This is a genomic window from Ideonella oryzae (assembly GCF_024055665.1).
Lineage (GTDB): Bacteria > Pseudomonadota > Gammaproteobacteria > Burkholderiales > Burkholderiaceae_C > Ideonella > Ideonella oryzae.
The window spans coordinates 11,632-36,437 of sequence record NZ_JAMXMC010000019.1 but is presented as its reverse complement, the minus strand read 5'-3'; the positions used below and the strand labels follow the sequence as shown (position 1 = coordinate 36,437).

Annotated in this window: 26 protein-coding genes; 7 read left to right on the top strand and 19 right to left on the bottom strand. The window is 70.4% G+C overall.

Translation table 11 applies throughout. The features are described 5' to 3' along the window. Positions 1-9: 9 nt before the first annotated feature. From hypF to M0L44_RS21360, 17 genes are all read right to left on the bottom strand, one after another. Entirely contained in the window at positions 10-2,418 is a 2,409-nt protein-coding gene (gene hypF / locus M0L44_RS21440) for a carbamoyltransferase HypF (RefSeq protein WP_252772222.1), read from the bottom strand. A gap of 31 nt (positions 2,419-2,449) precedes the next feature. Beyond that, complete coding sequence (gene hypB / locus M0L44_RS21435) at positions 2,450-3,493, bottom strand: hydrogenase nickel incorporation protein HypB (protein ID WP_252772221.1); 1,044 nt, start codon at positions 3,491-3,493, stop codon at positions 2,450-2,452. A gap of 18 nt (positions 3,494-3,511) precedes the next feature. Next, a complete protein-coding gene (hypA, locus tag M0L44_RS21430) occupies positions 3,512-3,856 on the bottom strand; it encodes a hydrogenase maturation nickel metallochaperone HypA (RefSeq protein ID WP_225863182.1) in 345 nt (114 codons plus the stop codon). After that, complete coding sequence (locus M0L44_RS21425) at positions 3,849-4,952, bottom strand: hypothetical protein (RefSeq protein WP_252772220.1); 1,104 nt, start codon at positions 4,950-4,952, stop codon at positions 3,849-3,851. The genes hypA and M0L44_RS21425 overlap by 8 nt, the downstream gene beginning before the upstream one ends. Next, the gene (gene hybE, locus M0L44_RS21420; protein WP_252772219.1) at positions 4,949-5,455 is read right to left on the bottom strand and encodes a [NiFe]-hydrogenase assembly chaperone HybE; all 507 of its coding nucleotides are present in this window, start codon (positions 5,453-5,455) and stop codon (positions 4,949-4,951) included. The genes M0L44_RS21425 and hybE overlap by 4 nt, the downstream gene beginning before the upstream one ends. After that, positions 5,452-5,670 carry a rubredoxin gene (locus M0L44_RS21415; protein WP_252772218.1) on the bottom strand — a complete coding sequence of 73 codons (219 nt, stop codon included), beginning with the start codon at positions 5,668-5,670 and terminating at the stop codon, positions 5,452-5,454. The genes hybE and M0L44_RS21415 overlap by 4 nt, the downstream gene beginning before the upstream one ends. Positions 5,671-5,682: 12 nt before the next feature. Next, the gene (locus tag M0L44_RS21410; RefSeq protein ID WP_252772217.1) at positions 5,683-6,582 is read right to left on the bottom strand and encodes a hydrogenase expression/formation protein; all 900 of its coding nucleotides are present in this window, start codon (positions 6,580-6,582) and stop codon (positions 5,683-5,685) included. 19 nt (positions 6,583-6,601) lie between these two features. Beyond that, positions 6,602-7,075: a thioredoxin domain-containing protein gene (locus M0L44_RS21405; RefSeq protein WP_252772216.1), complete on the bottom strand. Its 474-nt coding sequence runs from the start codon at positions 7,073-7,075 to the stop codon at positions 6,602-6,604. A 66-nt stretch (positions 7,076-7,141) separates the two neighbouring features. Beyond that, entirely contained in the window at positions 7,142-7,465 is a 324-nt protein-coding gene (locus M0L44_RS21400) for a HypC/HybG/HupF family hydrogenase formation chaperone (RefSeq protein WP_252772215.1), read from the bottom strand. 11 nt (positions 7,466-7,476) lie between these two features. Beyond that, complete coding sequence (locus tag M0L44_RS21395) at positions 7,477-8,169, bottom strand: HyaD/HybD family hydrogenase maturation endopeptidase (protein ID WP_252772214.1); 693 nt, start codon at positions 8,167-8,169, stop codon at positions 7,477-7,479. Between the two features lie 27 nt (positions 8,170-8,196). After that, positions 8,197-8,541 (bottom strand): HigA family addiction module antitoxin, encoded by a 345-nt coding sequence (locus M0L44_RS21390; protein ID WP_022981889.1) that lies wholly within the window; start codon positions 8,539-8,541, stop codon positions 8,197-8,199. A 74-nt stretch (positions 8,542-8,615) separates the two neighbouring features. Next, on the bottom strand, positions 8,616-9,350 hold the full coding sequence (cybH, locus tag M0L44_RS21385; RefSeq protein WP_252772213.1) for a Ni/Fe-hydrogenase, b-type cytochrome subunit: 735 nt from the start codon (positions 9,348-9,350) through the stop codon (positions 8,616-8,618). 28 nt (positions 9,351-9,378) lie between these two features. Beyond that, positions 9,379-9,948 carry a HupE/UreJ family protein gene (locus tag M0L44_RS21380; RefSeq protein WP_290429072.1) on the bottom strand — a complete coding sequence of 190 codons (570 nt, stop codon included), beginning with the start codon at positions 9,946-9,948 and terminating at the stop codon, positions 9,379-9,381. Positions 9,949-9,967: 19 nt separating this feature from the next. Beyond that, positions 9,968-11,824, bottom strand: coding sequence for a nickel-dependent hydrogenase large subunit (locus M0L44_RS21375; protein WP_252772212.1), 1,857 nt, complete (start codon positions 11,822-11,824; stop codon positions 9,968-9,970). Positions 11,825-11,864: 40 nt separating this feature from the next. Next, positions 11,865-12,941 (bottom strand): hydrogenase small subunit, encoded by a 1,077-nt coding sequence (locus M0L44_RS21370; RefSeq protein WP_252772211.1) that lies wholly within the window; start codon positions 12,939-12,941, stop codon positions 11,865-11,867. Between the two features lie 224 nt (positions 12,942-13,165). Continuing rightward, the gene (locus M0L44_RS21365) at positions 13,166-13,966 is read right to left on the bottom strand and encodes an alpha/beta fold hydrolase (protein WP_252772210.1); all 801 of its coding nucleotides are present in this window, start codon (positions 13,964-13,966) and stop codon (positions 13,166-13,168) included. Further along, positions 13,963-14,988 carry a M14 family zinc carboxypeptidase gene (locus tag M0L44_RS21360; protein ID WP_252772209.1) on the bottom strand — a complete coding sequence of 342 codons (1,026 nt, stop codon included), beginning with the start codon at positions 14,986-14,988 and terminating at the stop codon, positions 13,963-13,965. Before M0L44_RS21360 ends, M0L44_RS21365 begins: the two co-directional genes overlap by 4 nt. A gap of 136 nt (positions 14,989-15,124) precedes the next feature. Here M0L44_RS21360 and M0L44_RS22040 point away from each other — a divergent pair, with 136 nt between their 5' ends. Both M0L44_RS22040 and M0L44_RS21355 read left to right on the top strand, forming a co-directional pair. Next, on the top strand, positions 15,125-15,259 hold the full coding sequence (locus M0L44_RS22040) for a hypothetical protein (RefSeq protein ID WP_256490419.1): 135 nt from the start codon (positions 15,125-15,127) through the stop codon (positions 15,257-15,259). 105 nt (positions 15,260-15,364) lie between these two features. Then, the gene (locus M0L44_RS21355) at positions 15,365-16,672 is read left to right on the top strand and encodes an esterase-like activity of phytase family protein (RefSeq protein WP_252772208.1); all 1,308 of its coding nucleotides are present in this window, start codon (positions 15,365-15,367) and stop codon (positions 16,670-16,672) included. 32 nt (positions 16,673-16,704) lie between these two features. On the opposite strand, the gene M0L44_RS21350 is transcribed toward M0L44_RS21355, so the two are convergent. Both M0L44_RS21350 and M0L44_RS21345 read right to left on the bottom strand, forming a co-directional pair. After that, positions 16,705-17,169: an outer membrane lipoprotein gene (locus M0L44_RS21350; RefSeq protein ID WP_252772207.1), complete on the bottom strand. Its 465-nt coding sequence runs from the start codon at positions 17,167-17,169 to the stop codon at positions 16,705-16,707. A gap of 178 nt (positions 17,170-17,347) precedes the next feature. After that, positions 17,348-17,905, bottom strand: coding sequence for an HNH endonuclease (locus M0L44_RS21345; RefSeq protein ID WP_252772206.1), 558 nt, complete (start codon positions 17,903-17,905; stop codon positions 17,348-17,350). 209 nt (positions 17,906-18,114) lie between these two features. Here M0L44_RS21345 and M0L44_RS21340 point away from each other — a divergent pair, with 209 nt between their 5' ends. From M0L44_RS21340 to M0L44_RS21320, 5 genes are read left to right on the top strand one after another with little or no spacing between them, the layout of a single operon-like run. Beyond that, entirely contained in the window at positions 18,115-18,831 is a 717-nt protein-coding gene (locus tag M0L44_RS21340; protein WP_435526453.1) for a TetR/AcrR family transcriptional regulator, read from the top strand. Between the two features lie 49 nt (positions 18,832-18,880). After that, complete coding sequence (locus tag M0L44_RS21335; protein ID WP_252772204.1) at positions 18,881-20,671, top strand: acyl-CoA dehydrogenase C-terminal domain-containing protein; 1,791 nt, start codon at positions 18,881-18,883, stop codon at positions 20,669-20,671. A gap of 40 nt (positions 20,672-20,711) precedes the next feature. Beyond that, a complete protein-coding gene (locus M0L44_RS21330) occupies positions 20,712-21,158 on the top strand; it encodes a DUF2147 domain-containing protein (RefSeq protein ID WP_252772203.1) in 447 nt (148 codons plus the stop codon). 18 nt (positions 21,159-21,176) lie between these two features. Beyond that, positions 21,177-23,558: a 3-hydroxyacyl-CoA dehydrogenase/enoyl-CoA hydratase family protein gene (locus tag M0L44_RS21325; protein WP_252772202.1), complete on the top strand. Its 2,382-nt coding sequence runs from the start codon at positions 21,177-21,179 to the stop codon at positions 23,556-23,558. 29 nt (positions 23,559-23,587) lie between these two features. Further along, a complete protein-coding gene (locus M0L44_RS21320; RefSeq protein ID WP_252772201.1) occupies positions 23,588-24,787 on the top strand; it encodes an acetyl-CoA C-acyltransferase in 1,200 nt (399 codons plus the stop codon). The last annotated feature ends 19 nt before the right edge of the window (positions 24,788-24,806 follow it).

Below are 24,806 nucleotides of genomic sequence, written 5' to 3'. Positions count from 1 at the left end.
GGGTCCTTTTCAGCGTGAACGGTTCAGGAAAGCCAGCGCCACGGCGGCCTGGCCCAGGCTCAGGCCCCCATCGCCGCAGGGGGCCTGGGTGGCCTCCAGCACGGTGAGGCCCCGGGCCTGCAGGGCCGGCACCGCGGCCTGGCGCAGCGGGCGGTTGATCCAGCAGCCGCCGCCCAGGGCGACGGTGTCGACATGCTGGGCGCGGGCATGGTGGGCCACCCAGGCCACCAGCGCGGCGGCCAGGCTGGCGTGGAAGCGGGCCGCGGCTTCGGCCTGGGCGGCGGGGGCGTCGATCCGGCTGTCGGCCAGCGCGGTCCACAGGCCGCGCAGGTCCAGCACGCCGTGGGCGTCCAGGGTGAAGGCATCGGCCCAGGGTGTGGCCGGGCCGGGGTGGCGCAGCGCCAGGGCTTCCAGCCGCATCGCGGCCTCGGCCTCGTGGCCGTTGTGGTGCACGCCGGCCAGCAGTGCGGCGGCGGCGTCGAACAGGCGGCCGGCGCTGGCGGTGGCCGGGCAGTTCAGCCGGCGGTCCAGCACCGTGCCCAGCGAGCCGGCCAGCGGCTCGGCCGCGAAGCGTTGGGCGATCTCGCCGCCACGGCCCAGGCTGTGCAGCAGGGCGGCGCCCAGGCGCCAGGGCTCGCGGGCGGCGCGGTCGCCACCGGGCAGGGGCAATGCGGGCAGGTGGGCCAGGCGGGCGAAGCCGGTGCCGGTCCCTTCACAGCGCAGCAGTTCGCCGCCCCAGGGTTGGCCGTCGCTGCCCAGGCCCACGCCGTCCAGCACCAGGGCCAGGGCCGGGCCGCCGTGGCCGTGTTCGGCCAGCACGGCGGCGGCATGGGCGTGGTGGTGCTGCACCGGCACGGTGGGCACCTGCCAGGCTTCGGCCAGGGCCTGGGCGTGGGCGGTGCTGAAGAAGTCGGGGTGCAGGTCGTGCGCCACGGCCTGCGGGCGCACGCCCAGGAAGTCCTGTAGCCGGGTGACGGCCTCCATCAGGCCCTGCCGGCTGGCGGCGCTGCCCAGGTCGCCGAGGTGGGGCGAGACGAAGGCCTCGTTGCCGCGGGTGAGGCAGACGGTGGCCTTGAGGTAGCCGCCGGTGGCCAGTACCGGGGGCGCATCGGCCGGCACACCGGGCAGGGCGATGGGCTCGGGCACCTGGCCCCGGGCGCGGCGGATGAAGGGGAAGAACGGCCGGCCCTGGGCGTCGCGGCCCAGCGGGCGGCGCACGCTGTCGTCTGCCCGGGCCAGGATGGCGCGGTCGTGCACCAGCAGCGCGTCGGCCAGGCCGCCGAGCTTGATCACGGCCTCGGCCTCGTCCACCACCAGCGGCTCGCCGCCGGGGTTGGCGCTGGTCATCAGCAGCAGCATGGGCTGTTCGGTGTGGCGCCAGGCGGGGTCGGCGGGGCGGCCGGCCAGTTCATGCAGCAGCAGCCAGTGCAGCGGGTTGGACGGCTGCATCAACCCCCACTCGTCCAGGCCGGGGGCGATGGCCGGGTGGGCCGCGGCCACGCCGGGCTGGCAGGGCAGCAGCACGATGGGGCGGGCGGGGCTGGCCAGCAACGTGGCACTGTCGTCGCCCAGTTGAACCCAGCGGCGGGCGCTGGCCGTGTTGGCCACCAGCAGGGCGAAAGGCTTGCTGGCGCGCTGCTTGGCCGCGCGCAGGCGCTGCAGCGGCGCGGCCTGGGTGGCGTCGGCCACCAGGTGGTAGCCGCCCACGCCCTTGACGGCCAGCACCTGGCCGGCGCGCAGGCGCTGCGCGGCCTCGGCCAGCACGGCGTCGGTGCCTGCTTCGGGGGCGATGAGGACGGCCCCATCGGGCGCCCACAGCGCGATGCGCGGGCCGCAGCGTGGGCAGGCCACCGGCTGGGCGTGGTGGCGGCGGTCCTGTGGGTCGGCGTACTCGGCGGCGCAGGCCGGGCACATCGGGAAGTTGGCCAGCGCGGTGTTCGGCCGGTCGTAGGGCAGGCGCGCGGTCAGCGTGAAGCGCGGGCCGCACTGGGTGCAGTTGATGAAGGGGTGGCGCCAGCGGCGGTCGCCAGGGCTGAACAGCTCGTCCAGGCAGGCGTTGCAGGGGGCGGTGTCGGGCGGCAGCGTGGTGGTCAGCGCCTGGGGGGCCGTGGCGCGGCTGGGCTGGATCACGAAGCCGGCTTCGTCCGGCTGCACCGCCAGCGGCGTGCGCTGCACGCGCTGCACCCGGGCCAGCGGCGGCGGGCTCAGCTGCAGCGCCTGGGCGAAGGCGGCCAGCGCCTCGGTCGGGCCCTGCAGCTCGGCCTCCAGGCCCTGACCGTCGTTGCGCACCCAGCCGCTCAGGGCCAGGAGGCGGGCCTGCTGCGCCACCCAGGGCCGAAAGCCCACGCCCTGCACGGCGCCTTCCACCCGCAGGCGCAGGCGCTGCAGGGCGGCGGCGGGGGTGAGCACGGCGTTCATGTGGGGTGCGAGCGCGGGCAGGTTGCGCGGGTCAGGCCTTGGCGGCGAGCTGCGCTTCCAGCTCGGCCACGCGGGCCTTGAGCCGGGCCAGCTCGTCCGCCGCGGGCGCGGCGGTCTCGGCCGGGGCCTCCAACGGCTGCAGCAGCCAGTCCAGCCAGGCGTCCAGGCCTTCGCCGGAGCGGGCCGAGACGAGCAGCACCTCGATGCCCGGGTTCACCCGGCGGGCGTACTCGATGCATTTCGGCACGTCGAAGTCCAGGTGCGGCAGCAGGTCGGTCTTGGTCAACACCATCAGCCGCGCGGCGGCGAACATGTCCGGGTACTTGATGGGCTTGTCCTCGCCCTCGGTGACCGAGAGGATGGCCACCTTGGCACGCTCGCCCAGGTCCCATAGGGCGGGGCAGACGAGGTTGCCGACGTTCTCGATGAAGAGCACCGAGCCGTGGGAAGGGTCATGGTCGCCGTGACCGTGGTCATGCCCATGCGCATGGTCGTGGGCGTGGGCATGGGAATGCGCATGCAGAGGCAGCCGCGCGAAGGCATCGGCCACCATCTGGGCGTCCAGGTGGCAGCCCTTGCCGGTGTTGACCTGGATTGCCGGGGCGCCGGTGGCGCGGATGCGGTCGGCGTCGTTGGAGGTCTGCTGGTCGCCTTCGATCACCGCCACCGGCAGGCCGGCGGCGCGGGTCTTCAGCGCCTCCAGCGTGGCGCACAGCAGGGTGGTCTTGCCCGAGCCGGGGCTGGAGACGAGGTTGTAGGCCACCACGCCATGGCCCTCGAAATGGGCCCGGTTCTGCGAGGCCAGGCGGTCGTTCTCGCCCAGCACGGTGGTCTCGATCTGGATGGCGCGGGCCTGGCTCATGCCGGGCACCGAGACCCGGGCGCTGCCGGCGCCGTAGTGCAGGTCGCCGGTGGATGGGGCCACGTGGACATGGTCCTGCGCTTGCTCATGACCCTGGGGATGGTCATGTCCATGCGCGTGTCCGTGTTCGTGCGCATGCCCGTGCTCATGCGGATGGGCATGCGAATGATCATGTTGGTGGGAGGTGTCGGCACAGCCGCAGACGACGCACATGGTGTGTTCTCCTTGCTCTCAGTCCTGCACCAGCAGGTCCACTACCCGCAGCTCGGTGCCGCCAGTGGGTTGTAGTTGAAATCCGCCGCAGTGCGGACAGGGATCGGCCCGGGTCTGGATGGCCACGGTGGTGCCGCAGCGCAGGCACCAGGCCTGGCCGGGCGGCTCCTGGATCACGATCTCGGCACCCTCCAGCGCGCTGCCGGGGGCCAGGGCCTCCAGCGCGAAGCGCAGGGCGCGCACCTCCACGCCGGCCAGCGCACCGGCCTCCAGCGTGAGCTGCTGCACGCGGGCAAAGCCCTCGCGCTCGGCGGCCTGTTCGACCACCCGCAGGATGCCCCCGGCGAGACTCATTTCATGCATGGGTTTCTCCTTGGGGCATCTCGACGCTGAACGCGACGCAGGGGTCGAAGGCCACCGCCAGGCGGCGGGCATCGTCTTCGTGGGTCACGCCGGCCAGGGCATGGGCCAGCACGCCGTGCGGGTGGAAGTTCCAGTCGGTGGGGGCCAGCACCCGGCAGGCCGCCACCCGGGGGCCGGCCGGGTCATCGCTCAGCTGCACCCAGTGGATCAGCAGGCCGCGGGCCATCTCCACCCAGGCGATGCCCTGACTGGGGGCGGGCTGCAGCCGGCCCAGGCTCAGCCAGTCCTCGCCGCCGGGGACGGCCAGTTGCAGCAGATCGGTCAGGCGGCTGAGCAGGCGCATCCAGGCATTGTGCGCAGGCAAGGGAGAGGCGTCCCGTCGGCGGGTCCAGGGGCCGGTGTCCGGCACGGCGCCCTGCCATTGGGGCAGCACATGAGCGGGCAGCTGCTCCAGCTGCTGAGCCAGCTCCTGGAAGCCGCCGGCCTCCAGCGAGGAGAGTGACAGCGGCCGGGACGGCGTGGCCAGACGGGCGGCTGGGCCGTGCTGCGCGCGGAGCAGGCGGGCCAGGGCGGTGGTGCTGCCACGGGCCCAGTGCGTGGCCCATTCGACCGGGGCCTGCTCCTGCCGGGCCAGCCACTCGGCCGCGGGCAGGCCCAGCCAGTGCTTCTCCAGCCAGGCGGGCAAGGCGGCCAGGGCCGATTGCTGGGCCACCGGGTCGCGCAGGGCGGGGCCCAGCGGGCAATGGACCAGGCTCTGCGCCAGGGCCTCGTCGGGCGCGCCCGGCAGCAGGCGCGGCCAGTCGTGGGCGATGCGCACCAGCTGGTCGCGCGCCGTGGCCACGCGCAGGGCCGCCGCGGCCGCCGGTGCCGGTGGTGCGGTGGCCCGGCCCAGGGCGGCGTCCACCGCCATCTGCGCGGCGAGCTGGTGGGCATGGCCGCACAGCGTGAACAGGCTGCCCAGCAGCAGCGGCAGCTCCTCGGGCCGCCGGCCCTGGGTCAGCCGGCCCACCAGCGCCGGGCGGGTGCTGGTGAGGGTGGGGTGGCCCGGACCGGGGCGCAGCTGCACCTGGCCCACCAGGTCGAAGGTCGGGCTCATGGCGTGCCGGGGGGCTGGCCCCGTCCGAACAGGAAACCGCGGCGCGAGGGCGGCGGGGCACCGACCGGCGCGGCCGCGGGGGCCGGCCGCAGCAGTCGCAGCACCTCATGGGCTGCGGCCAGGGCACTGGCCTGGTCGGCAAAGTGGTGCATGGGCGAATGCAGCGAACACAGGGCATAGCGGGCCAGCGGGCCGGGGCCCAGCAGGGTCTCTTCGGCGCCCAGGCAGCCCACGGCGTGGCCGCCCACGGTCCAGTCGGCTGCCACGCCGGGCTCGGGCAGGCGCTGTGCGTTCTCGGCCATCAGTGGCAGGCGCAGCAGGTTCATGAACCAGGGGGTGACGAGCACGCCCCAGGCCAGGCCGGCGTCGTCGGGCTCGGGCTCGAAGCCGACGGCCTGCACCGCCAGGCCCGGCTGCAGCAGCGGCAGCCCGGCCATGCGGGTGGCGGCAATGCGCCGGAAGGCCGCTTCCAGCGCCAGGACCCGCGCTGCAAGGAGGCTCATGCCGCGTCCCCGCTCACCACCATGAACTGCTCGGCGTCGCCGTCGCACTGCGGGCAGCGCCAGTGGGCGGGCAGGTCGGTGAAGGCGGTGCCGGGCGGGATCTGCCAGACCGGGTCGCCCTGGTCCGGGTCGTAGACCCACCAGCAGATCTTGCATTCCAGCTTGGCGTGGGCCGGCAGCCGGCCCCGGTCGCCCAGGTAGCTTCCTTCAAACATGACGTGTGCTCCTCAGCCCTGGGCCACCCAGGCCAGCACCTCGGTCAGCCGCTCCAGCGAGTCGGCCAGGTCCTCGGCGGCGGCGCAGGCCACCTCGGGCAGCTCGGTCACTTCGACGGAGTTGAGGATCACCGTGTCCTGCGAGTTGTAGTAGATGACCCGCCAGGTGTGCGGCACCTGGCAGTTGGTGATGCGGCAGTTGCCGTAGCCGCGCGAGAGGATGAGCACCCGGCCGGTGCCCAGCACATGGTCCAGGAAGCCGATGTCCTCGGGGCTGAGCGGCAGCAGGCTGAGGTTGACCACGTGGGCCGGCAGCCTGGCGCGCTCGGCTTCGGCATGCAGGCCGAAGCGCTGGCGCTGGTCTTCCAGCTCGGCCAGGATGGGCTGGGCGTTCATCACGCCGGCCGGGGCCGAGAGCAGGTCGGGCCGGCTGCCCAGGGCATCGGCGCGGGCGGCGGCGCGCAGCAGGGCGGGGGCGTCGCCCACCTCGATGGTGTCGTGCACCGTGCCGTCGGCCTCGGTCTGCACCACGCGCCAGACGCCGGCGAACACCGATTCCTGGATGCGGGCTTCGCCCAGGCCCGGCGCGGGCAGCACGCGGGCGGCCACCTCGCCCTCACCCAGCACCTGGTTGACCAGGGCCAGCTCGGCCTCGCTCAGATCGGCCAGCGAGACCGGGGCGGCAGTCTGGCCGGCCACGACGGCCTGCAGCGCGGCCTCGGTGGCGCGCAGCACGCGCAGTGCGCCGTCACGGCCGCGCATTTCCTCCGGCTCGGGGAGGATCGGGCTCTGGTAGGTGGCCATGCCCTGGGGCATGCTGATGTACTCGAGGTTCTCTTCCTCGATCTGGCTGCCGGGGCCGGCGGCCACGACGGGGATGGGGAAGGGCGCGCGGGTGGAGCTGGGGTTCATGGCGGTTCCAGGAAGGGAATCAGTGGCAGCCGGAAGCGCTGTTGGCGCTGACGAGCGGGATGCCGATGCCGGGCACGCGGCTGGCCGGGGTGTCCAGCAGCTTCTGCACCGCGGCCAGGTAGTCGGTCCAGTCGAGCATGCCGGGGACCACGCCGACGTACTGACCGTCGCGCAGGAACAGCAGCGAGGGCCAGCGCGCCACAGCGAAGCGGGCGGCCAGGGCGTCCTCGTCGGCGCGGGTGGCCACGCCGATGCCGAAGCGCTGGCCGAAGGCCTTGTTCAGTTCGGGCAGCACCACGGCCACGTCCAGCACCTCGGGGAAGCGCACCGGGTCGCCGTGGAAGAACAGCACCTGGTCGCCGGGGCGGGCCAGGAAGTCGGCCAGGGTGGCCAGGCCGACCCAGGTGGCGCCGTGGGCCTCCACCAGGCGGGCCACCAAGGGGGCGGAACGTTCGGCCGGATCGGCGGCGGCGTCGAGGATGTCGGTGGTCATGGGGGTCTCTCGCGGTGTGTCTGGGTGGGGGCGGGTTCAGCGGCGTTCAGTGGCATTCGGCGGCACTCAGCGCGCCTGGCCGGTCAGGGCGGCCAGCTGCTCGGCGCTCCAGGCCGAGGGCAGCTCGAAGCCGGGGTCGTCGGGGGGGGCGTTGGGCAGCAGGGCGGTGTCGCCCATGGCCTGGGCGATCAGGTCCAGCGTGGCGTCGACTTCGGCCGCGCGTTCGGCGCTGATGACTTCGCGCGCGCCGTCGATGAAGACCAGCACCCAGTCGCCGGGGCTGCGCTCGCCCACCAGGGCGGTGTTGACCTCGCGGGTGTCACCCCGGCCGGTGACGGTGGCAAAGCCCGGCCGGGTGGCCAGGACCTGCATGGGCAGTCCGATGCACATGGTGTCGTGCCTCAGGCGGCTGTGCCGCGGGGCGGCATGAAGCGCTCGTCGCCCATGCGGCAGGCGGCTTCGGCGGCGGGGCGGCCGGCCTCGTAGGCCTCGATGGACAGGGTGGGCACGGTGACGGCTTCCTCGGCCGAGGGGGCCTGCGCGCGCGGGCGGGGCTGGGCACCCCAGGTGCGCAGCCGGTCCACGGCCAGGGCTACGGCATCGTCCACCGCCTGGCGCACGCAGGGTCGCAGGCTGCCGCCGTAGTCTTCCAGCTCCTCGGGCTGGCAGCCGATCAGCAGCACCTGCTCGGGGTAGCGCTCGGTCAGCTGGGCCAGCATCAGCACCTCCTGGAAGCCGGTCTGGTGCAGGCTCATCTTCTTGGCGCCCAGAAAGCGCGGCACCTCCTCGTTCTCCACCTGGTGCAGCGTGCCCGGCGCCAGGCCGTAGTCCACCGCGTCCAGGATGAGCAGCTTGCGGGCCGATTGCACATGCTGGATCAGGTACAGGCCCTGGGTGCCGCCGTCCACCAGTTCGACATGGGGCGCGAAATCCCAGTGCTGCTGCAGGGCCTCGACGCAGCGCACGCCGAAGCCTTCGTCGGCCCACAGCACGTTGCCGATGCCCAGCACGACGATGGGGGCGTCGTCGGCGGGGCTGTCACCGGAGGGGTGACAGGCGGTTTCGGGCAGGTCGGGAGCGGAAGAGGTGTTCATCGCTGGACTCGGAAGGGGAAGAAGGGGTCAGGCCGCCAGCGCGGGGGCTGGGGCGCGGCTGGGCAGGGCGGCGTGGCGCAGCTGCTTCCAGGCGTGGTAGCTGTCCCAGTCGGCCTGCAGGGCCAGCCAGGTGGCTGCGGGCAGGCCGAAGGCCAGCGCGCAGCGGATCGCGGTGTCGGGCGTCATCGCCCGCTGGCCCTGGACCAGCTCATGGACCCGGCGGCGGCTGATGCCCAGCCGCCGCGCGGTCTCGCTCTGGCTCAGGCCCAGCGGCACCAGGTAGTGGCGCTCCAGAAAGCGCCCCGGGTGCTGCGGTGCGCGCAGCGGCACACCCGCCGGTGGAGCGGGGGGACGGGTGGACGACGCGGTCATGTTCGGCGCAGGGCCGCCCCAAGCCGAACGCTCCCCCTCGGGGGGGCGACGCGAAGCGTCTTGGGGGCCCATGGTCAGCGTTTGAAGGTGCGGTAGCCGGAGACCATCGTGCTGATGATGCTCTGGCGGCCCATGATGTCCTCGCGGATCGCGGCGTACACATGCAGCGTCACGAAGATCACCATGCCCCACATGCCCAGGTGGTGCCAGGTGTGCACGTCCTGGCTCTGGCCCATCAGCGGGATGACCCAGCCGAACAGGTGGCTCGCCCAGGAGTCCATGCCCAGGCCCTCGCCGTACATGGCGAAGCCGGTGGCGACCATGAACAGCGTGAACAGGAAGTAGCCGCAGAACATCGCCATCCGGGCCATGGGGTTGTGCCCCACGTACTGGCTGGGCTGGGGAATCAGGAAGGCGTACCACTTGAGCATGGTGATCACCTCCTTCCAGTAGGCCAGGCTGAACACCGGCAGCGTGAACAGCTCGCGGGCGTGGTGGTTGCCGACGATGGCCCAGTAGATGCGCCCGATCAGCCCCACGGCCAGGATGTAGCCGGCCGTGAAGTGGGCGAAGCGGATGTAGCCCATCAGGAAGTGGGCACTGGCCTCGCCGGGCATCGTCGGCAGCGGGCTGCCGATGAAGTAGCCCGTCACCGCCAGCACGGTGATGGCCGCGGCGTTGATCCAGTGCCACAGGCGCACCGGGGCCTCGTAGACGTAGACCGACTTGATCGAGGCGCCGCGGGCGACGGCGCTCGGGTCGGTGCCCGTCGCGTCGCCGGCCGCAGCCGAAGTGGAGCGTGCGTTCATGGTGTCTCCTTGACCCGACGCGGGGCGGTCAGATGCGGACCAGCATCAGCAGGCCGGCCAGGCCCAGGCCACCGCCCAGCAGCTGCCAGACCACGGCCTTGGCCTGGCGCAGGGCCTGACCCAGACCGAGGCCGGCCAGGTGCAGGGCGCTGGTGGTGGCCAGGAAACCGGCGGCGTAGGCCGCGAAGCTGGCACCGGCGGGCAGCTCGGCCCCGTGGGCCAGGCCGTGCAGCAGGGCGGCGCAGGCGATCAGGCCCAGGCCGGCACGGCTGCTCAGCCGGGTGCCCAGCACCAGCATGGCGCCGAACAGCACCACGCTCAGCGCGATGCCGGCTTCCACGCCGGGCAGCACCACGCCGGCCACGCCCAGCAGGGCGCCGACGCTCATCGCGGCCAGGAAGGTCAAGGGGCCCAGCCAGCGGCGGGCGCCGGACAGGGCCGCGGCGGACCACAGGCCCACGGCGACCATGGCCAGCAGGTGGTCCGGCCCGAAGGGATGGGCCAGGCCGTCGGCCAGGGTCTCGGCGCCATGGCCCGGGTGGGCCAGGGCCAGCGTGGTGGTGCCCAGCAGGGCGGTGGCGGTCAGGATGCGTTTCATGGGGAAATTCCTTGTCTGATCAGCGGACCTTGACGGTGCACATCTCGGAGCCGTCCTCGCTCATCACGTGGGTGGAGCAGGCCAGGCAGGGGTCGAAGCTGTGCAGGGTGCGCAGGATCTCGACCGGCTGCTCGGGGTTGACCATCGGCGTGTTCATCAGCGAGGCCTCGAAGGCGCCGATCTGGCCCTTGGCATCGCGCGGCGAGCCGTTCCAGGTGGTGGGCACCACGCACTGGTAGTTCTCGATCTTGCCGTCCTTGATCTTGATCCAGTGGCCCAGCATGCCGCGCGGCGCGGCCACGGTGCCCACGCCCTTGGCTTCCTTGGGCCAGGTGGACGGATCCCACTTCTCGACGTTGGCGGTGGCGGTGTCGCCGGCCTTGATGTTGGCCACCAGCTGCTTGAAGTCGTCGTGCATCATCTCGCCGGCGTACTGGCCTTCCAGGCAGCGGGCCAGGGTGCGGCCGATGGTGGTGGGCAGCAGCTGCTTGAGGGTGTACTGCGTCTCCGGCAGGCCCAGGGCCTTGGGGATGGCGCTGTTGATCATCTGGGCCGAGAACTCCAGCTGCTCCTTGGGGCGCTGGCAGTACTTGTTGCCCTTGCTGGCGTGGGCGTAGGCCAGGATGTAGCGCGACAGCGGGCCCACTTCCACGGCGTGGCCGCGCCAGCGCGGCGACTTGATCCAGGAGTACTTGGCCGACTCGTCGATGTTCTCGATCGCGGTCTTCGTGCCCTTGGTGTTGGCGCCCAGCTTGAAGCTGGGCTCGGTCACGCCATCCCAGGGGTGCAGGCCCTGGGTTTCGTCGGCGTACTGGTACCAGCTGTGGGTCACGAACTCCTGCACCTGCTCGGGGTCGCGCGGGTCGATCGGCAGGATCTCGTCCCAGTTGCCGTTCAGGATGACGCCGCCGGGCAGCTGCTGGGTGCTGTGGTCGTAGGGCACCTTCTCGTAGGTGCCGTAGTCGGCCACGTTGGTGGCCGACAGGCCGCCGCCGTACAGCCAGCCCGCCTGCTTGTAGAGCGTGCCGATGGCCAGCACGTCGGGCAGGTAGACGTTCTTGTTGAACTCGATCATCTCCTGGATGCGGGCCTCGACGAAGTTCAGCCGCTCCATGTTGATCGGGGCGCCGGCGGCGCCGGTGCCGTCCAGGTTGATGGCGCAGGGCACGCCGCCGACCAGGTAGTTCGGGTGCGGGTTCTTGCCACCGAAGATGGTGTGCACCTTCACCCATTCCTTCTGCAGGTCCAGCGCCTCCAGGTAGTGGGTGACGGCCATCAGGTTGGCCTCGGCCGGCAGCACATAGGCCTTGGAGCCCCAGTAGCCGTTCATGAAGGGGCCGAGCTGGCCGGCGTCCACGAACTTCTTCAGGCGGTTCTGCACGTCGCGGAAGTAGCCCGGCGAGGACAGCGGGTGCGAAGGCGAGACCAGCTGCTGCAGCTCGCTGGTCTTCTTCGGGTCGGCGTTCAGGGCCGAGACCACGTCCACCCAGTCCAGCGCATGCAGGTGGTAGAAGTGCACCGCGTGGTCATGCACCTGCAGCGTCTTGGCCATCATCTCGCGGATGAGGTGCGCGTTCAGCGGGATCTTGATGCCCAGCGCGTCCTCCACGGCACGCACGCTGGTCAGGGCGTGGCAGCCGGTGCAGACGCCGCAGATGCGTTCGACGAAGGCCCATGCATCGCGCGGGTCGCGGCCCTTGAGGATGACCTCCAGGCCACGCCACATCGTCCCGGTGGAGACGGCGTTGCGGATGATGTTGTCCTTGTCGACGTTCACCTCGCAGCGCATGTGGCCTTCGATGCGGGTGACCGGGTCCACCACGATGCGGCGGCCGGTGTTGTCGAGCTTGAAGCCCTGGGTTTCGATGACGCCCATGGAAATTCCTCGGTGATTCTTCGGTGTGGGGTGGCGGCGCTCAGGCGTCGGTGGTTTGGTCGTGCTTTGTGCTCAGGCGCTTGACGGCCGAGACGGCGGCATGCGCAGCCACCGCGGCACCCACCACGCCGGCGGCGGTGCCACCGATCTTGTCGGCGTTGCCTTCGATGCCGAACTGGTGGATGGTGGTCAGGCGGTCGTAGAACGAGCCCTTGTCCCAGAAGCCGTCTTCCGAGCAGCCGATGCAGCCGTGGCCGGCCTTGATCGGGAAGCTCGTGCCCTCGTTCCACATCACCGTGGAGCAGGCGTTGTAGGTGGTCGGGCCCTTGCAGCCGACCTTGTAGAGGCAGTAGCCCTTGCGCGCGCTCTCGTCGTCGAAGGCCTCGACGAACTGGCCGGCGTCGAAGTGCGGCCGGCGGTAGCACTTGTCGTGGATGCGCTGGCTGTAGAACATCTTCGGGCGGCCCTGGCGGTCCAGCTCGGGGATCTTGTCGAAGGTGAGCATGTAGGTGATCACGCCGGTCATCACCTCGGCGATCGGCGGGCAGCCGGGCACCTTGATGATGGGCTTGTCGGTGATGACCTTGTGGATGGGCGTGGCCTGCGTGGGGTTGGGCTTGGCGGCCTGCACGCAGCCCCAGCTGGCACAGGAACCCCAGGCGATCACGGCCTTGCAGTCCTTGGCCACGCGCTGCAGCTTCTCGATGAAGGGCTTGCCCGACTGGATGCAGAACATCCCGTCCTCGTTCAGGGGCGGGTTGCCCTCGACGGCCAGGATGTAGTTGCCCTTGTACTTGGTGATGATCTCGTCAAGGATGGCCTCGGCCTGGTGGCCGGCGGCAGCCATCAGCGTGTCGTCGTAGTCCAGCGAGATCATCGACAGCACCACGTCCTTGGCCAGCGGGTGGGCCGAGCGGATGAAGCTCTCGGAGCAGCAGGTGCATTCCAGGCCGTGCAGCCACAGCACCGGGGTGCGGGGCTTGGTCTCCATGGCATGGGCGATTTGCGGCACGAAGGCCGGGCCCAGCCCCAGGGAGGTGGCGGTCAGTGAGCAGTACTTGAGGAGGCTGCGGCGTGAAATGCCCTGCCGCCGCATGACCTCGTAAAACGTTTCCATCAGGTTGGCTCCTCGTTGTCGCCCCGCCACCAGGGGGGCTTTGGAACCGGATGGAACTCAAGTCGCGTGCCTGAAACCGGAACCCTGCGGGAAACTCCGGAGGGCTCGGCGGCCCTTACCACTTGAGACAGGTCATTTTCGGAGGGGTCTTCTGCCCCTGCGGACCGGGGCTGCCGTGCAGGGGATGGTCAGGCTCTGTCCGTTCCTGTCCTGGAACTGGAAAGTCACTGGTCGGTGGGTGCCTCGGCCTGCAGCCAGTGCCGGACCTGTTCGATCAGCCAGTCCGGCGCGTCCAGCGGCAGGTCGTGGCCGGCCTCCGGGTGGGTGCGCAGCGGGCAGCCCCAGGCGCGGGCCAGGGCCGCGCTGCAGGCGGGGTGGACCAGGCGGTCGCCCGCGCCCGACAGCAGCAGCAGCGGCACCGAGGGCGGTGTGACGGGGGGGCGGTAGCGCAGGGCTGCCGCCAACTGGCGCAGCGTGTTGGCCCGGCTCACCGGCTGGTTCTGGCGCAGCCGCACCCAGTCGGCCCGTGTGGCGGCGGCCCCGGGGCTGTGGGCGTGCAGCGGCGCGGTGATGGCCAGCAGATGCCGCTCCCAGTCCTCGGCCGGGGTGGGCAGCATGCTGCGCCGCAGCAGGCCGCCATAGCGCGCTGGCCGCAGGCGCTGCCAGAAGGGGCTGTGGCCCCGCAGACTGGTGTTGACCAGCACGGCGGCCGCCAGTTCCTGTGGGTGGCGCCGGGCCCAGTCGCAGCTGACCATGGCGCCCAGCGACAGGGCCAGCACGCCCACCGGCTCGGTGCCCAGCGCCACGCCCTGGGCCCGCAGATCCTGCCGCAGCGCCTCGGTCAGCCCCGCCACCGTGGCCGGGCTGCGTTCGGCCCAGCGCGCGCCGTTGCCGGGCCAGTCGGGCACCAGCACCCGGCGGCCCGGCCAGGCGGCCTGCCAGCGGGCGGGGAAGTCACCCCAGTGGCCCGCGCCGCGGGTCAGGCCGCGCAGCAGCACCCAGGTGGTGGGAAGAACCGAGGTCATGGGGTCGGCAGGCGGTACCAGCGGTCCAGGGCCTGGGCCAGGTGGGCGTCCCGCGCGGGGTCATCGGGCAGCCAGTGCGGCGCGCCCAGCGCGGCGCGGGCCAGGAAGTCCAGCAGCAGGTGGTGGCGGCGCAGCACCCGCTGCTGGCGGTGGGCAATCAGGGGGTTGAACATGCCCTGGCGGCTGAAGAACTGGCGCGGGTTCTTCTTGACCCAGAGCCAGGAGCCCATCTCCAGCGTCAGCGCGAGGAAGACCTGTTCGGGGTGTTCTCGGCGGACCTGCAGCGTCAGGTGGTCCCACAGGTCGCCGTGGGTGCGGTACTGGCGGCTCTGCGGCTCCACCACATAGGGGTGGTGGCGCAGGCTCTGGTCGAACAGTTGCACCAGTGCATGCAACTCGGGCAGGTGGTCGATGGGCAGGGCGGTGTGGGCATAGGGGAACCACAGCCGGTCGCGCAGGCCGAAGCCGGAGTGGCAGTCCACCGCGATGGCCAGGGGGCGGCCGAACAGCTCGCGGCGAATGACGTCGCACAGGGCCTGGCTTTCGGCCTCCATCGGCTCGCCCGCCCGGCCGCGGTACCAGGGCAGCGCGGGGCTCAGGTGGTGGCCGGCCAGCAGGAAGGGGGCGGGCGGGTGGGCTTCGACCGGCGCGTTGCGCATCAGGTCCACGCCGCGCGGGTTGGCGCGGGTGCCGCGCAGCAGGCCGCCCGGGTTGACCACCGGCACGAAGAGCAGGCGCAGGCCCTGCAGCAGGTGCTGCAGCGTGGCGTCCCAGGGCAGGCGGGCCACCAGGTTGCGCAGGTAGGACAGGACCACCTCGGTGCCGATGCGCTCCAGCCCGTGCACGCCACCCACATAGGCCACCGCCGGCACGGCGGGATCGGGGTTGCCCAGGCTCAGCGCCCACAGCGGCAGGCTGTGTCCGTGGGCCTGCACCTGCCCCAGCGTGTGCAGGGTGGCGGCCGGGCCGGCCTGGGCGGCCAGGGTCTGCAGTTCGCGCAGGGAGGACAGGGGCAGCGGCACGGGGGCGGGCCTTTCCTGCGGGCAGGAGAGAGGCTCGGGTTGTCTGTTCGGCACAGGCTAGCCGGGCCGTGTGTCACGGGCATGTCATGCAGACGGCCTACGGTCGCGCCTGTCGCTGTCATCCGAGGGTGCCGCCATGCCCCAGCCCCTGTCTCTTGTGCAACGTCTGTTTCACGGCCTGGTCGTGGCGCTGGCCCTGCTGGCCGGGCTGGGCGAGTGCCTGGCCCTGTGGCGGGCCCGCTGGACCGAGCGCCGCCTGCGCTGGTCCTGACCGTCCGGGCCGCCCTGGCCCGGATGGCCGCTGGGCCGGTCAACGGAGCGTCACCGCAGGCCGCGAGCATGGCGGAACACCCACCACAACCCAGGGAGTTCCTTCATGTCCTCACGTGCGTCTCTGGCGCTGCGCGCCGTCGCTTTGGCGACCCTGTGCGCCGCCGGCCTGACTCAGGCCACCGAACTGGTCGGCTTTGCCAGCCTGCCGGCCGACACCTTCTCGCCCGGCCCGACCTCGGGCCAGTTCGTCAGCTCAACCAATGGCCGCACGCTGCCATTGGTGAATCAGCAGGCGGTGCAGGGCTTCTCGGCCGTGCTGCCGGGACCGCGCCCGGGCACCTTCCGCGTCATGCCGGACAACGGCTTCGGCACCAAGGCCAATTCGCCGGATGCGGTGCTGCGGGTCTACACCGTGGCGCCGGATTTCCGGCGCTGGAACGGCCGCAGCGTGGCCGGCACCGGCGCCGTGCGCCCGGTGGATGTGGACAGCGGCCGGCGTCTGGCCAGCTTCAGCGCCCGCAGCCACATCACGCTGGCCGATCCGCTGGGTCGCCTGGGCTTCACCGAGATCAACCAGCTGCAGGCCTATCCCTATGTCGGCAGCGGCCCCGGCCAGGCCGGTATCCCGGTGGATGAACGCATCCGGGCCGGCCACTGGCTGACCGGCGCCGACCTGGACATCGAGTCCATGCGGGTGGACCACCACGGCCACTACTGGTTCGGCGAGGAGTTCGGCCCCTTCCTGGTCAAGACCGATGCCCGTGGCCGCGTGCTGCGCCGCGAGGTGCCGATGGCCGGCGTGATGTCGCCCGACAACCCCTACCTGGGCAGCGCCACGCCCACGCTGGGCAGTTCGCGGGGCTTCGAGGGCATGGCCATCAACCGGGCCGGCACGACGCTGTTCACGCTGCTGGAAGGCACCGTGACCGGCGACCCGGCGTGCACGCTGCGCATCAACGCCTTCGACGTGGACAGCGAGACCTACACCGGCCAGCAGTGGTGCTATGCGCTGGAGCCGCAAGGCACCAACATCGGCGACATGACGGCGGTGAACGACCACCAGTTCCTGGTGATCGAGCGCAACGGCACCGAGGAGCCGCGCTTCAAGAAGATCTTCCTGATCGACCTGAACCAGCGCGATGGCCAGGGTTGCGTGGCCAAGCAGGCGGTGGTGGACCTGATGTCCATCCAGGATCCGCACGACCTGAACCAGGACGGCCAGACCCTGTTCACCTTCCCCTTCGTCACCATCGAGGACGTGCTGGTGATGGACGCCAACACGCTGCTGGTGATGAACGACAACAACTACCCCGGCAGCAGCAAGACGGCCGGCGTGCCCGACCCGAACGAGTTCCTGCTGTTGCAGCTGGACGCGCCGCTGCCGGTGGACGACACGGCCCCGCTGCGCTGAGCAGCCGGGGCCGCGCCGGAGGGTTCAGCGCTTCAGGGCTGGACCGCCGGCGCCCGGGTGACGCGGGCCTTGCCACCGGTGGTCACGATGATCACCGGGTCGCCCGGGTTCAGGGTTTCAGAGCCCTTGGCCTGGACGATGGCCCGGCGGTCGCCGTTGCGCAGCTGCACCAGGATCTCGTAGGCATCTTCCTTGGTAGTGCCGCGCTCGATGGCGTTGCCCACCACGGCACCGGCCACGGCGCCGATCACACCGCCGATGGCCCCAGAGCGCGGGCCGCCGATGTTGGAGCCGGCCACGCCGCCCACCACCGCGCCGGAAACGCCGCCCACGCCGCTCTGGGTGCCGTCCACCGTCACCGGGCGGATGCTGAGGATGGTGCCGTCCTGCACGGTGGACAGGCGCTGCGCGTCACCGCGCTGGATGACGTCTGGGCTGGTGGTGGTGCAGGCCGCCAGGCTGGCAGCGACCATGAGGGCAAGAGCGAGGCGTTTCATCATCGGAACTCGGTTGGAATGATCGTAAGGGCCAACGGCGGGACAGTGCCTCCCGTTGACAGGGCTTCATGGTGCACGAGCCATCGGCTGTTCGCCGGGGGCCACCTGGTAAAGAGTTGTTGCCGGGCCGGAAGTTCACTGCCGGCGCAACGCTGACTGGGCCAGGGGCCCCACCGGCTCAGTCGTGCAGCCGGCTGCTGCGCGGCACGCTGGCCAGCAGGAACTCCATCTGATCGGCCAGGATGCGCCGCCCGCGCAGGATCATGTCCTCGTGCAGGCTGGGCACATAGGGCAGGTACAGCAGGCTCATGTGCACCTCCTCGGGCAGGCGGTTGCCCTTGTGTCCGTTGCAGCCGCGGCAGGCGGTGATGCAGTTCATCCAGCTGTCCGCGCCGCCGCGCGAGACGGGAATGATGTGTTCCCGGGTGAGGTCATCCGCAGCGAAATGCGCGCCGCAGTAGGCGCAGACGAAGCGGTCCCGGACGAACAGCTTGGGGTTGGTCAGGGCCGGGCTGCTGCGCCAGGCCCGCGAGGGCACGGCTCCGCGCACCGCGATGATGGAATGGACCTCGATGCGCGACTGCAGGCCCGTGGCGCGCTGCACACCGCCGCGCATCACATGGCAAGCCTCGCCCAGGGTCCAGGCAATGGCGTCACTGGCGTAGAGGATGGCGGCTTCCTTGACCGTCACCCACGCCTGGGGGCGCCCCGACACGTCCAGCTGCAACACATCCATGATGTGGCCGACTCCTTCAGCTGCTGAGCATAGCGCGTCGGCCGTGACATTCTCAAGCTCGGGTGTGGTGCCTCTGTCAAATAGGTGCAAACCCGCTGTGACAGGCTGGGAACGCCCGGGGTGTGTGGCGGATCTCTGGAGGAACCCCCGGGTAATCCCGATGCGCTTTCCCGAAAAATCTGCAAAATAGCACGACCGTTCGTTTCATAATCAGCGCCGTGACGACCGACACCACTCCCCGCCGCAGCACCGGCAACCGCACCCTCCACAAGGGGCAGCAGACCCGCGCCACCATCCTGGACGCGGCGCTGGGCCTGGCCTCGCACATGGGGCTGGAGGGCCTGTCCATCGGGGCGCTGGCCGAAGTGACCGGCATGAGCAAGTCGGGCGTGTTCGCCCACTTTGGCTCCCGCGAAGAACTGCAGATCTCCGTCATCCGCGAATATCACACGAAGTTCGAGGAAGAGGTGTTTTTTCCGGCGCTGCGCGAGCCGCGCGGCCTGCCGCGCCTGCGCGCCCTGTTCGAGAACTGGGTGCGCCGCGTGTCGAAGGAACTGGACTCCGGCTGCATCTACATCAGCGGCGCGGTGGAGTTCGATGACCGGCCCGGCCCGGTGCGCGACGCGCTGGCGGCCATGGTGCTGGCCTGGCACAACGCCATGGCGCGCGCCATCCGCCTGGCGGCCGATGCCGGCCAGTTGCGCCCGGACGTCGATGTCGCCCAGATCCTGTTCGAGATGCACGGCCTGATCCTGGCCTTGCACCACGACGCCCGTTTCCTGCGTCTGCCCAACGCGGTCGACCGTGCCCGCAAGGGCTTCGACCGCATCCTGGCCGATTACGCCCTGCCTGCGTCGCCCCGTGCGGCGGCCGGCGAGGCGGCCCTGGCCGTCCCCGCTGCCCCGGCCGCGCGCAAGCGTCGCTGAGTCCCGTTCCACCCCCGTTTTTCCCGCCCCGGCCCTTCAGGAGAGTTCCATGCCTCAGTACAACCCGCCCCTGCGTGACATGCAGTTCGTGCTGCACGAGCTGTTCGATGTCGTCAGCGAGTTCAAGGACATCCCCGAGTTCGCCGAGGTGGATGCCGACACCATCAACGCCGTGCTGGAAGAGGGCGGCAAGTTCGCTTCGCAGGTCGTGTTCCCGCTGAACATCACCGGTGACGCCGAAGGCTGTGTGCTGGACAAGAGCACCCACGAGGTGAGCCCGCCCAAGGGCTTCAAGGAAGCCTACGCCCAGTACGTCGAAGGGGGCTGGCCGGCGCTGTCCTGCGACCCCGAGTACGGCGGCCAGGGCCTGCCGCACACGCTGAACCAGGGCTTCTACGAGATGCTCAACAGCGCCAACCAGTCCTGGACGATGTACCCCGGCCTGAGCCACGGCGCCTACGAGGCCCTGCACGCGCACGGCACCGACGAGCAGAAGAAGACCTACCTGCCCAAGCTGGTCAGCGGCGAGTGGACCGGCACCATGTGCCTGACCGAACCGCACTGCGGCACCGACCTGGGCCTGCTGCGCACCAAGGCCGAACCGCAGGCCGACGGCAGCTACCAGATCACCGGCCAGAAGATCTTCATCTCGGCCGGCGAGCACAACATGGTCGAGAACATCGTCCACCTGGTGCTGGCCCGCCTGCCGGACGCCCCCGCCGGCTCCAAGGGTATCTCGCTGTTCGTGGTGCCCAAGTTCAAGGTCAACGCCGACGGTTCGCTGGGCGAGCGCAACCCGATCTACTGCGGCGGCCTGGAGCACAAGATGGGCATCCACGCCAACGCCACCTGCCAGATGATCCTGGACGGCGCCGTGGGCACGCTGGTCGGTCAGCCCAACAAGGGTCTGCAGGCCATGTTCGTGATGATGAACGCCGCCCGCCTGGGCGTGGGCATGCAGTCGCTGGGCCTGACCGAGGTGGCCTACCAGAACGCCGTGGTCTACGCCAAGGACCGCATCCAGATGCGTGCCCTGTCGGGCCCCAAGGCCCCGGACAAGCCGGCCGACCCGATCATCGTGCACCCCGACGTGCGCAAGATGCTGCTGACCGCCCGCGCCTACGCCGAAGCGGGCCGCGCCCTGGCCACCTACACCGTCATCCAGCTGGACAAGGAACTCAAGCACCCGGACGCCGAGGTGCGCGCCGAGGCGGCCGATGAGGTGGCCCTGCTGACCCCGATCATCAAGGCCTTCCTGACCGACAACGGCTGGATCGCCACCTCGCACTGCATGCAGGTCTACGGCGGCCACGGCTTCATCCACGAATGGGGCATGGAGCAGTACGTCCGTGACGCCCGCATCAACATGATCTACGAAGGCACGAACACCGTGCAGTCGCTGGACCTGCTGGGCCGCAAGGTGCTGGCCGACAACGGCAAGAAGCTCAAGAAGCTGGGCAAGAAGATCGCCGAGTTCGTCGAAGACCAGGGCGTCTACGAAGAGATGCAGGAATTCATCAACCCGCTGGCCGACCTGGGCGACAAGGTCACCAAGCTGACCATGGAAGTGGGCATGAAGGCCATGGGCAACGCCGACGAAGTGGGTGCCGCGGCCGTGGACTATCTGCGCGTGGTCGGCCACCTGACCTTCGCCTACATGTTCGCCCGCATGGCCAAGATCGCGCTGGCCAAGAAGGACAGCGGCGATCCCTTCTACACCGCCAAGCTGGCCACGGCCCGCTTCTACTTCGCCAAGCTGCTGCCCGAGACGGCCAGCCTGATCCGCACCTGCCGTGCGGGCCTCGCCCCGCTGACGGCGATGGACGAAGCGCTGTTCTGATCCCCCGCTCGATCCCCCCACACACCAGGAGACAAGCACGATGAACAAGACCCGACTGATCCTGGCCAGCTTGCTGCTGGCCGCCACTGGCAGCGTCTGGGCCCAGGCCACGCCCGCCGGCCTGTGGCGCACCATTGACGACGAAAGCGGCAAGGAGAAGTCCCTGGTCCGCATCGTGGAAAACGCAGGCGTCTTCACCGCCAAGGTGGAGAAGATCACCGACCCGGCCAAGGCCGCCGAGGTGTGCGACAAGTGCACCGACGAGCGCAAGGGCCAGCCCATCGTCGGCATGACCATCCTGCGCAGCGTCAAGCAGGACGGTGACGACAAGGGCCTGTGGGATGGCGGTGACATCCTGGACCCCAAGAACGGCAAGGTCTACAAGGTCCGGCTCAAGCCCATCGAAGAGGGCAAGAAGCTGGAAGTGCGTGGCTACATCGGTGCGCCGCTGTTCGGCCGCACCCAGACCTGGATTCGCGTCGAGTAAGACGCCCAAGGAGAAACAATGAGTCGATTCCAAGTCCGCAAGGTCGCCGTGCTCGGCGCCGGCGTGATGGGCGCGCAGATCGCCGCCCATCTGGTCAACGTCAAGGTGCCGGTCGTGCTGTTCGACCTGCCCGCCAAGGAAGGCCCCAAGAGCGCCATCGCGCTCAAGGCCATCGACAACCTCAAGAAGCTCAAGCCGGCGCCCCTGGGCGTGGCCGAGGACGCCGCGCGCATCACGCCGGCCAACTACGAAGAGCACCTGGACCTGCTCAAGGACTGCGACCTGGTGATCGAGGCGATCGCCGAGCGCATGGACTGGAAGCTGGACCTGTATCACAAGATCGCTCCCTTCGTGGCGCCGCACGCCATCCTGGCCTCCAACACCTCGGGTCTGTCGATCACCAAGCTGGCCGAGGCCCTGCCCGAGTCGATCAAGCCGCGCTTCTGCGGCATCCACTTCTTCAACCCGCCGCGGTACATGTACCTGGTGGAGCTGATCCCGACCCCGACCACCGAGGCCAAGTACCTGGACCAGCTGGAGACCTTCGTCACCACCACCGTCGGCAAGGGCGTGGTGCGGGCCAAGGACACCCCGAACTTCGTGGCCAACCGCGTGGGCATCGCCAACATGCTGGCGACCATCCACGAGGCCGAGGCTTTCGGCCTGAGCTATGACGTGGTGGACGACCTGACCGGCAAGAAGCTGGGCCGTGCCAGCTCCGGCACCTTCCGCACCGCTGATGTGGTGGGCCTGGACACCATGGCCCACGTCATCAAGACCCTGCAGGACAACCTGAAGGACGACCCCTTCTACGGCAGCTACGCCACGCCGAAGGTGCTGGCCGCGCTGATCGAGAAGGGCGCCCTGGGCCAGAAGACCAAGGCCGGCTTCTTCAAGAAGGACGGCAAGGCCATCCTGCGTCTGGATCCGGCCACCGGCAGCTACGTCGAGAGCGGCGCCAAGGCCGACCCCATCGTCGACCGCATCCTGAAGAAGCCCGCGGCCGAGCGCCTGAAGCTGCTGCGCGAATCCAGCAACCCGCAGGCCCAGTTCCTGTGGGCCATCCTGCGCGACTCCTTCCACTACGTGGCCGTGCACCTGGCCGAGATCGCCGAGAGCGCCCGCGAGGTGGACTTCGCGATGCGCTGGGGCTTCGGCATGAAGCAGGGCCCGTTCGAGCTGTGGCAGGAAGCCGGCTGGAAGCAGGTGGCCGAGTGGGTCAAGGCCGACATCGACGCCGGCAAGGCCCTGTGCAGCGCGCCGCTGCCGGCCTGGGTGTTCGACGGCCGCAACGGCGTGCACACGCCTGAAGGTTCGTGGTCCGCATCCCAGGGCAGCTACATCCCGCGTTCGAGCCTGCCGGTCTACCAGCGCCAGTACTTCCCCGAGGCCGTGCTGGGCAGCGGCGCGGTCGATCCGCTCAAGAGCGGCACCGAGCTGTTCAAGAACGACGAAGTCCGCGTCTGGACGCTGGACGGCGAGGTCGTCATCGCCAGCATCACCGCCAAGCTGCACCTGATCAGCCCCACGGTCACCGAGGGCCTGCTCAAGGCGCTGGAGATCGCTGAAGCCGGCTACCAGGGCCTGGTGGTCTGGTCGCCGGACGACGTGTTCTCCGCCGGTGCCAACCTGGAAGCCCTGATGCCGGTCTTCATGGCCAAGGGTGCCAAGGGCATCGCGCCGGAAGAGAAGAAGCTGCAGGACATGATGCTGCGCTTCCGCTACGCCCAGGTGCCCACCATCGCGGCCGTGCGCGGCATCGCGCTGGGCGGCGGCTGCGAGCTGGCGGTGCATTGCAGCCAGCGCGTGGCGGCCATGGAAAGCTACATGGGCCTGGTGGAAGTGGGCGTGGGCCTGCTGCCGGGCGGCGGCGGCCTGACCTACATCGCCCGCCGTGCCGCCGAAGGCGCAGCCAGCGCGCCGGACAGCTACGTGCTGAACTTCCTGAAGGAAGGCTTCCAGGCCGCGGCCATGGCCAAGGTGGGCACCAGCGCGCTGGAATCGCGCAAGCTGGGCTACCTGCTGGACAGCGACATCGTCGTGCCCAACAAGGACGAGCTGCTGTTCGTCGCCATCAGCCAGGCCAAGGCCCTGGCCGCCGCGGGCTACCGTCCGCCGGTGGCCAAGCCCTTCGCAGCGCCTGGTCGCACCGTGCTGGCCACCATCAAGGCCACCCTGGTGGGCATGCGCGACGGCGGCTTCATCAGCCAGCACGACTTCCACATCGCCAGCCTGATCGCCGAAGTGCTGTGCGGCGGTGACGTGGACCCCGGCACCCCGGTGACCGAGGAATACCTGATGGCGCTGGAGCGCAAGCACTTCTGCGGCCTGCTGGAGCACCCCAAGACCCAGGAACGGATCATGGGCATGCTGCAGACCGGCAAGCCCGTCCGGAACTGATGGCCGTCCCACGCTGACAAGGAATCGACATGAGCAAGCAAGTGCAAGACGCCTACATCGTGGCGGCCACCCGCACCCCGATCGGCAAGTCCGGCCGGGGCTACTTCAAGAACACCCGCTCGGACGACCTGCTGGTGCGCGCCATCCAGGCCGCGCTGGCCCAGGTGCCCACGCTGGACCCCAAGGCGATCGAGGATGCCGTGATCGGCTGCTCCTTCCCCGAAGGTGAGCAGGGCATGAACTTCGCCCGCATCGCGGTGGCCCTGGCGGGCCTGCCGCACAGCGTCGGCGGCGTCACCGTCAACCGCTTCTGCGCCTCGGGCGTCACCGCCATCCAGATGGCGGCCGACCGCATCCGTGTGGGCGAGGCCGATGTGATGATCGCCGGTGGCGCCGAGTCCATGAGCATGGTGCCCATGGGCGGCAACAAGCCGGCCTTCAACCCCGAGATCTTCACCCGGGACGAGAACGTGGGCATCGCCTACGGCATGGGCCTGACCGCCGAGAAGGTGGCCGATCGCTGGAAGGTCAGCCGCGAAGACCAGGACGCCTTCGCCCTGGCCTCGCACCAGCGCGCCATCAAGGCCCAGCAGGCCGGTGAGTTCACCGACGAGATCTGCCCGGTGGACATCATCCAGCGCGTGCCCGATCTGGCCACCGGCGAGATCAGCTACACCACCCGCACCGTCAGCCTGGACGAGGGCCCCCGCCCCGACACCAGCCTGGAAGGCCTGGGCAAGCTGCGCCCGGTGTTCGCCGCCAAGGGCAGCGTCACCGCCGGCAACAGCTCGCAGACCAGCGACGGCGCCGGTGCGTTGATCCTGGCCTCGGAAAAGGCCGTCAAGCAGTTCGACCTGAAGCCGCTGGCCCGCTTCGTGAGCTTCGCCTCGCGCGGCGTGCCGCCGGAAATCATGGGCATCGGCCCCATCGAGGCCATCCCGGCCGCGCTGAAGGCCGGTGGCCTGACGCTCGCCGACATGGGCTGGATCGAACTGAACGAAGCCTTCGCGGCCCAGTCCCTCGCGGTCATCCGCGACCTGGGCCTGAACCCGGATGTGGTGAACCCCATGGGCGGCGCGATCGCCCTGGGCCACCCGCTGGGCGCCACCGGCGCGATCCGCGCCGCGACCACCATCCATGCCCTGCGTCGCCACAAGCTGAAGTACGGCATGGTGACCATGTGCATCGGTACCGGCCAAGGCGCGGCCGGCATCTTCGAAGCCGTCTGATCGACGGTCACGCACGCGG

What these genes read in the sequence shown, in the direction of transcription:
- M0L44_RS21365 (WP_252772210.1), bottom strand. Translation starts at nt 13,966, where the DNA reads ATGACCTCGGTTCTTCCCACCACCTGGGTGCTGCTGCGCGGCCTGACC.
- M0L44_RS21410 (WP_252772217.1), bottom strand. Translation starts at nt 6,582, where the DNA reads ATGAACCCCAGCTCCACCCGCGCGCCCTTCCCCATCCCCGTCGTGGCC.
- M0L44_RS21330 (WP_252772203.1), top strand. Translation starts at nt 20,712, where the DNA reads ATGAACAAGACCCGACTGATCCTGGCCAGCTTGCTGCTGGCCGCCACT.
- M0L44_RS21325 (WP_252772202.1), top strand. Translation starts at nt 21,177, where the DNA reads ATGAGTCGATTCCAAGTCCGCAAGGTCGCCGTGCTCGGCGCCGGCGTG.
- M0L44_RS21375 (WP_252772212.1), bottom strand. Translation starts at nt 11,824, where the DNA reads ATGGGCGTCATCGAAACCCAGGGCTTCAAGCTCGACAACACCGGCCGC.
- M0L44_RS21355 (WP_252772208.1), top strand. Translation starts at nt 15,365, where the DNA reads ATGTCCTCACGTGCGTCTCTGGCGCTGCGCGCCGTCGCTTTGGCGACC.
- M0L44_RS21425 (WP_252772220.1), bottom strand. Translation starts at nt 4,952, where the DNA reads ATGAGCCCGACCTTCGACCTGGTGGGCCAGGTGCAGCTGCGCCCCGGT.
- M0L44_RS21345 (WP_252772206.1), bottom strand. Translation starts at nt 17,905, where the DNA reads ATGGATGTGTTGCAGCTGGACGTGTCGGGGCGCCCCCAGGCGTGGGTG.
- hypF (WP_252772222.1), bottom strand. Translation starts at nt 2,418, where the DNA reads ATGAACGCCGTGCTCACCCCCGCCGCCGCCCTGCAGCGCCTGCGCCTG.
- M0L44_RS21395 (WP_252772214.1), bottom strand. Translation starts at nt 8,169, where the DNA reads ATGAACACCTCTTCCGCTCCCGACCTGCCCGAAACCGCCTGTCACCCC.
- M0L44_RS21415 (WP_252772218.1), bottom strand. Translation starts at nt 5,670, where the DNA reads ATGTTTGAAGGAAGCTACCTGGGCGACCGGGGCCGGCTGCCGGCCCAC.
- M0L44_RS21390 (WP_022981889.1), bottom strand. Translation starts at nt 8,541, where the DNA reads ATGACCGCGTCGTCCACCCGTCCCCCCGCTCCACCGGCGGGTGTGCCG.
- M0L44_RS21405 (WP_252772216.1), bottom strand. Translation starts at nt 7,075, where the DNA reads ATGACCACCGACATCCTCGACGCCGCCGCCGATCCGGCCGAACGTTCC.
- M0L44_RS21350 (WP_252772207.1), bottom strand. Translation starts at nt 17,169, where the DNA reads ATGAAACGCCTCGCTCTTGCCCTCATGGTCGCTGCCAGCCTGGCGGCC.
- cybH (WP_252772213.1), bottom strand. Translation starts at nt 9,350, where the DNA reads ATGAACGCACGCTCCACTTCGGCTGCGGCCGGCGACGCGACGGGCACC.
- M0L44_RS22040 (WP_256490419.1), top strand. Translation starts at nt 15,125, where the DNA reads ATGCCCCAGCCCCTGTCTCTTGTGCAACGTCTGTTTCACGGCCTGGTC.
- M0L44_RS21400 (WP_252772215.1), bottom strand. Translation starts at nt 7,465, where the DNA reads ATGTGCATCGGACTGCCCATGCAGGTCCTGGCCACCCGGCCGGGCTTT.
- M0L44_RS21370 (WP_252772211.1), bottom strand. Translation starts at nt 12,941, where the DNA reads ATGGAAACGTTTTACGAGGTCATGCGGCGGCAGGGCATTTCACGCCGC.
- M0L44_RS21320 (WP_252772201.1), top strand. Translation starts at nt 23,588, where the DNA reads ATGAGCAAGCAAGTGCAAGACGCCTACATCGTGGCGGCCACCCGCACC.
- hypA (WP_225863182.1), bottom strand. Translation starts at nt 3,856, where the DNA reads ATGCATGAAATGAGTCTCGCCGGGGGCATCCTGCGGGTGGTCGAACAG.
- hypB (WP_252772221.1), bottom strand. Translation starts at nt 3,493, where the DNA reads ATGTGCGTCGTCTGCGGCTGTGCCGACACCTCCCACCAACATGATCAT.
- M0L44_RS21380 (WP_290429072.1), bottom strand. Translation starts at nt 9,948, where the DNA reads ATGAAACGCATCCTGACCGCCACCGCCCTGCTGGGCACCACCACGCTG.
- hybE (WP_252772219.1), bottom strand. Translation starts at nt 5,455, where the DNA reads ATGAGCCTCCTTGCAGCGCGGGTCCTGGCGCTGGAAGCGGCCTTCCGG.
- M0L44_RS21335 (WP_252772204.1), top strand. Translation starts at nt 18,881, where the DNA reads ATGCCTCAGTACAACCCGCCCCTGCGTGACATGCAGTTCGTGCTGCAC.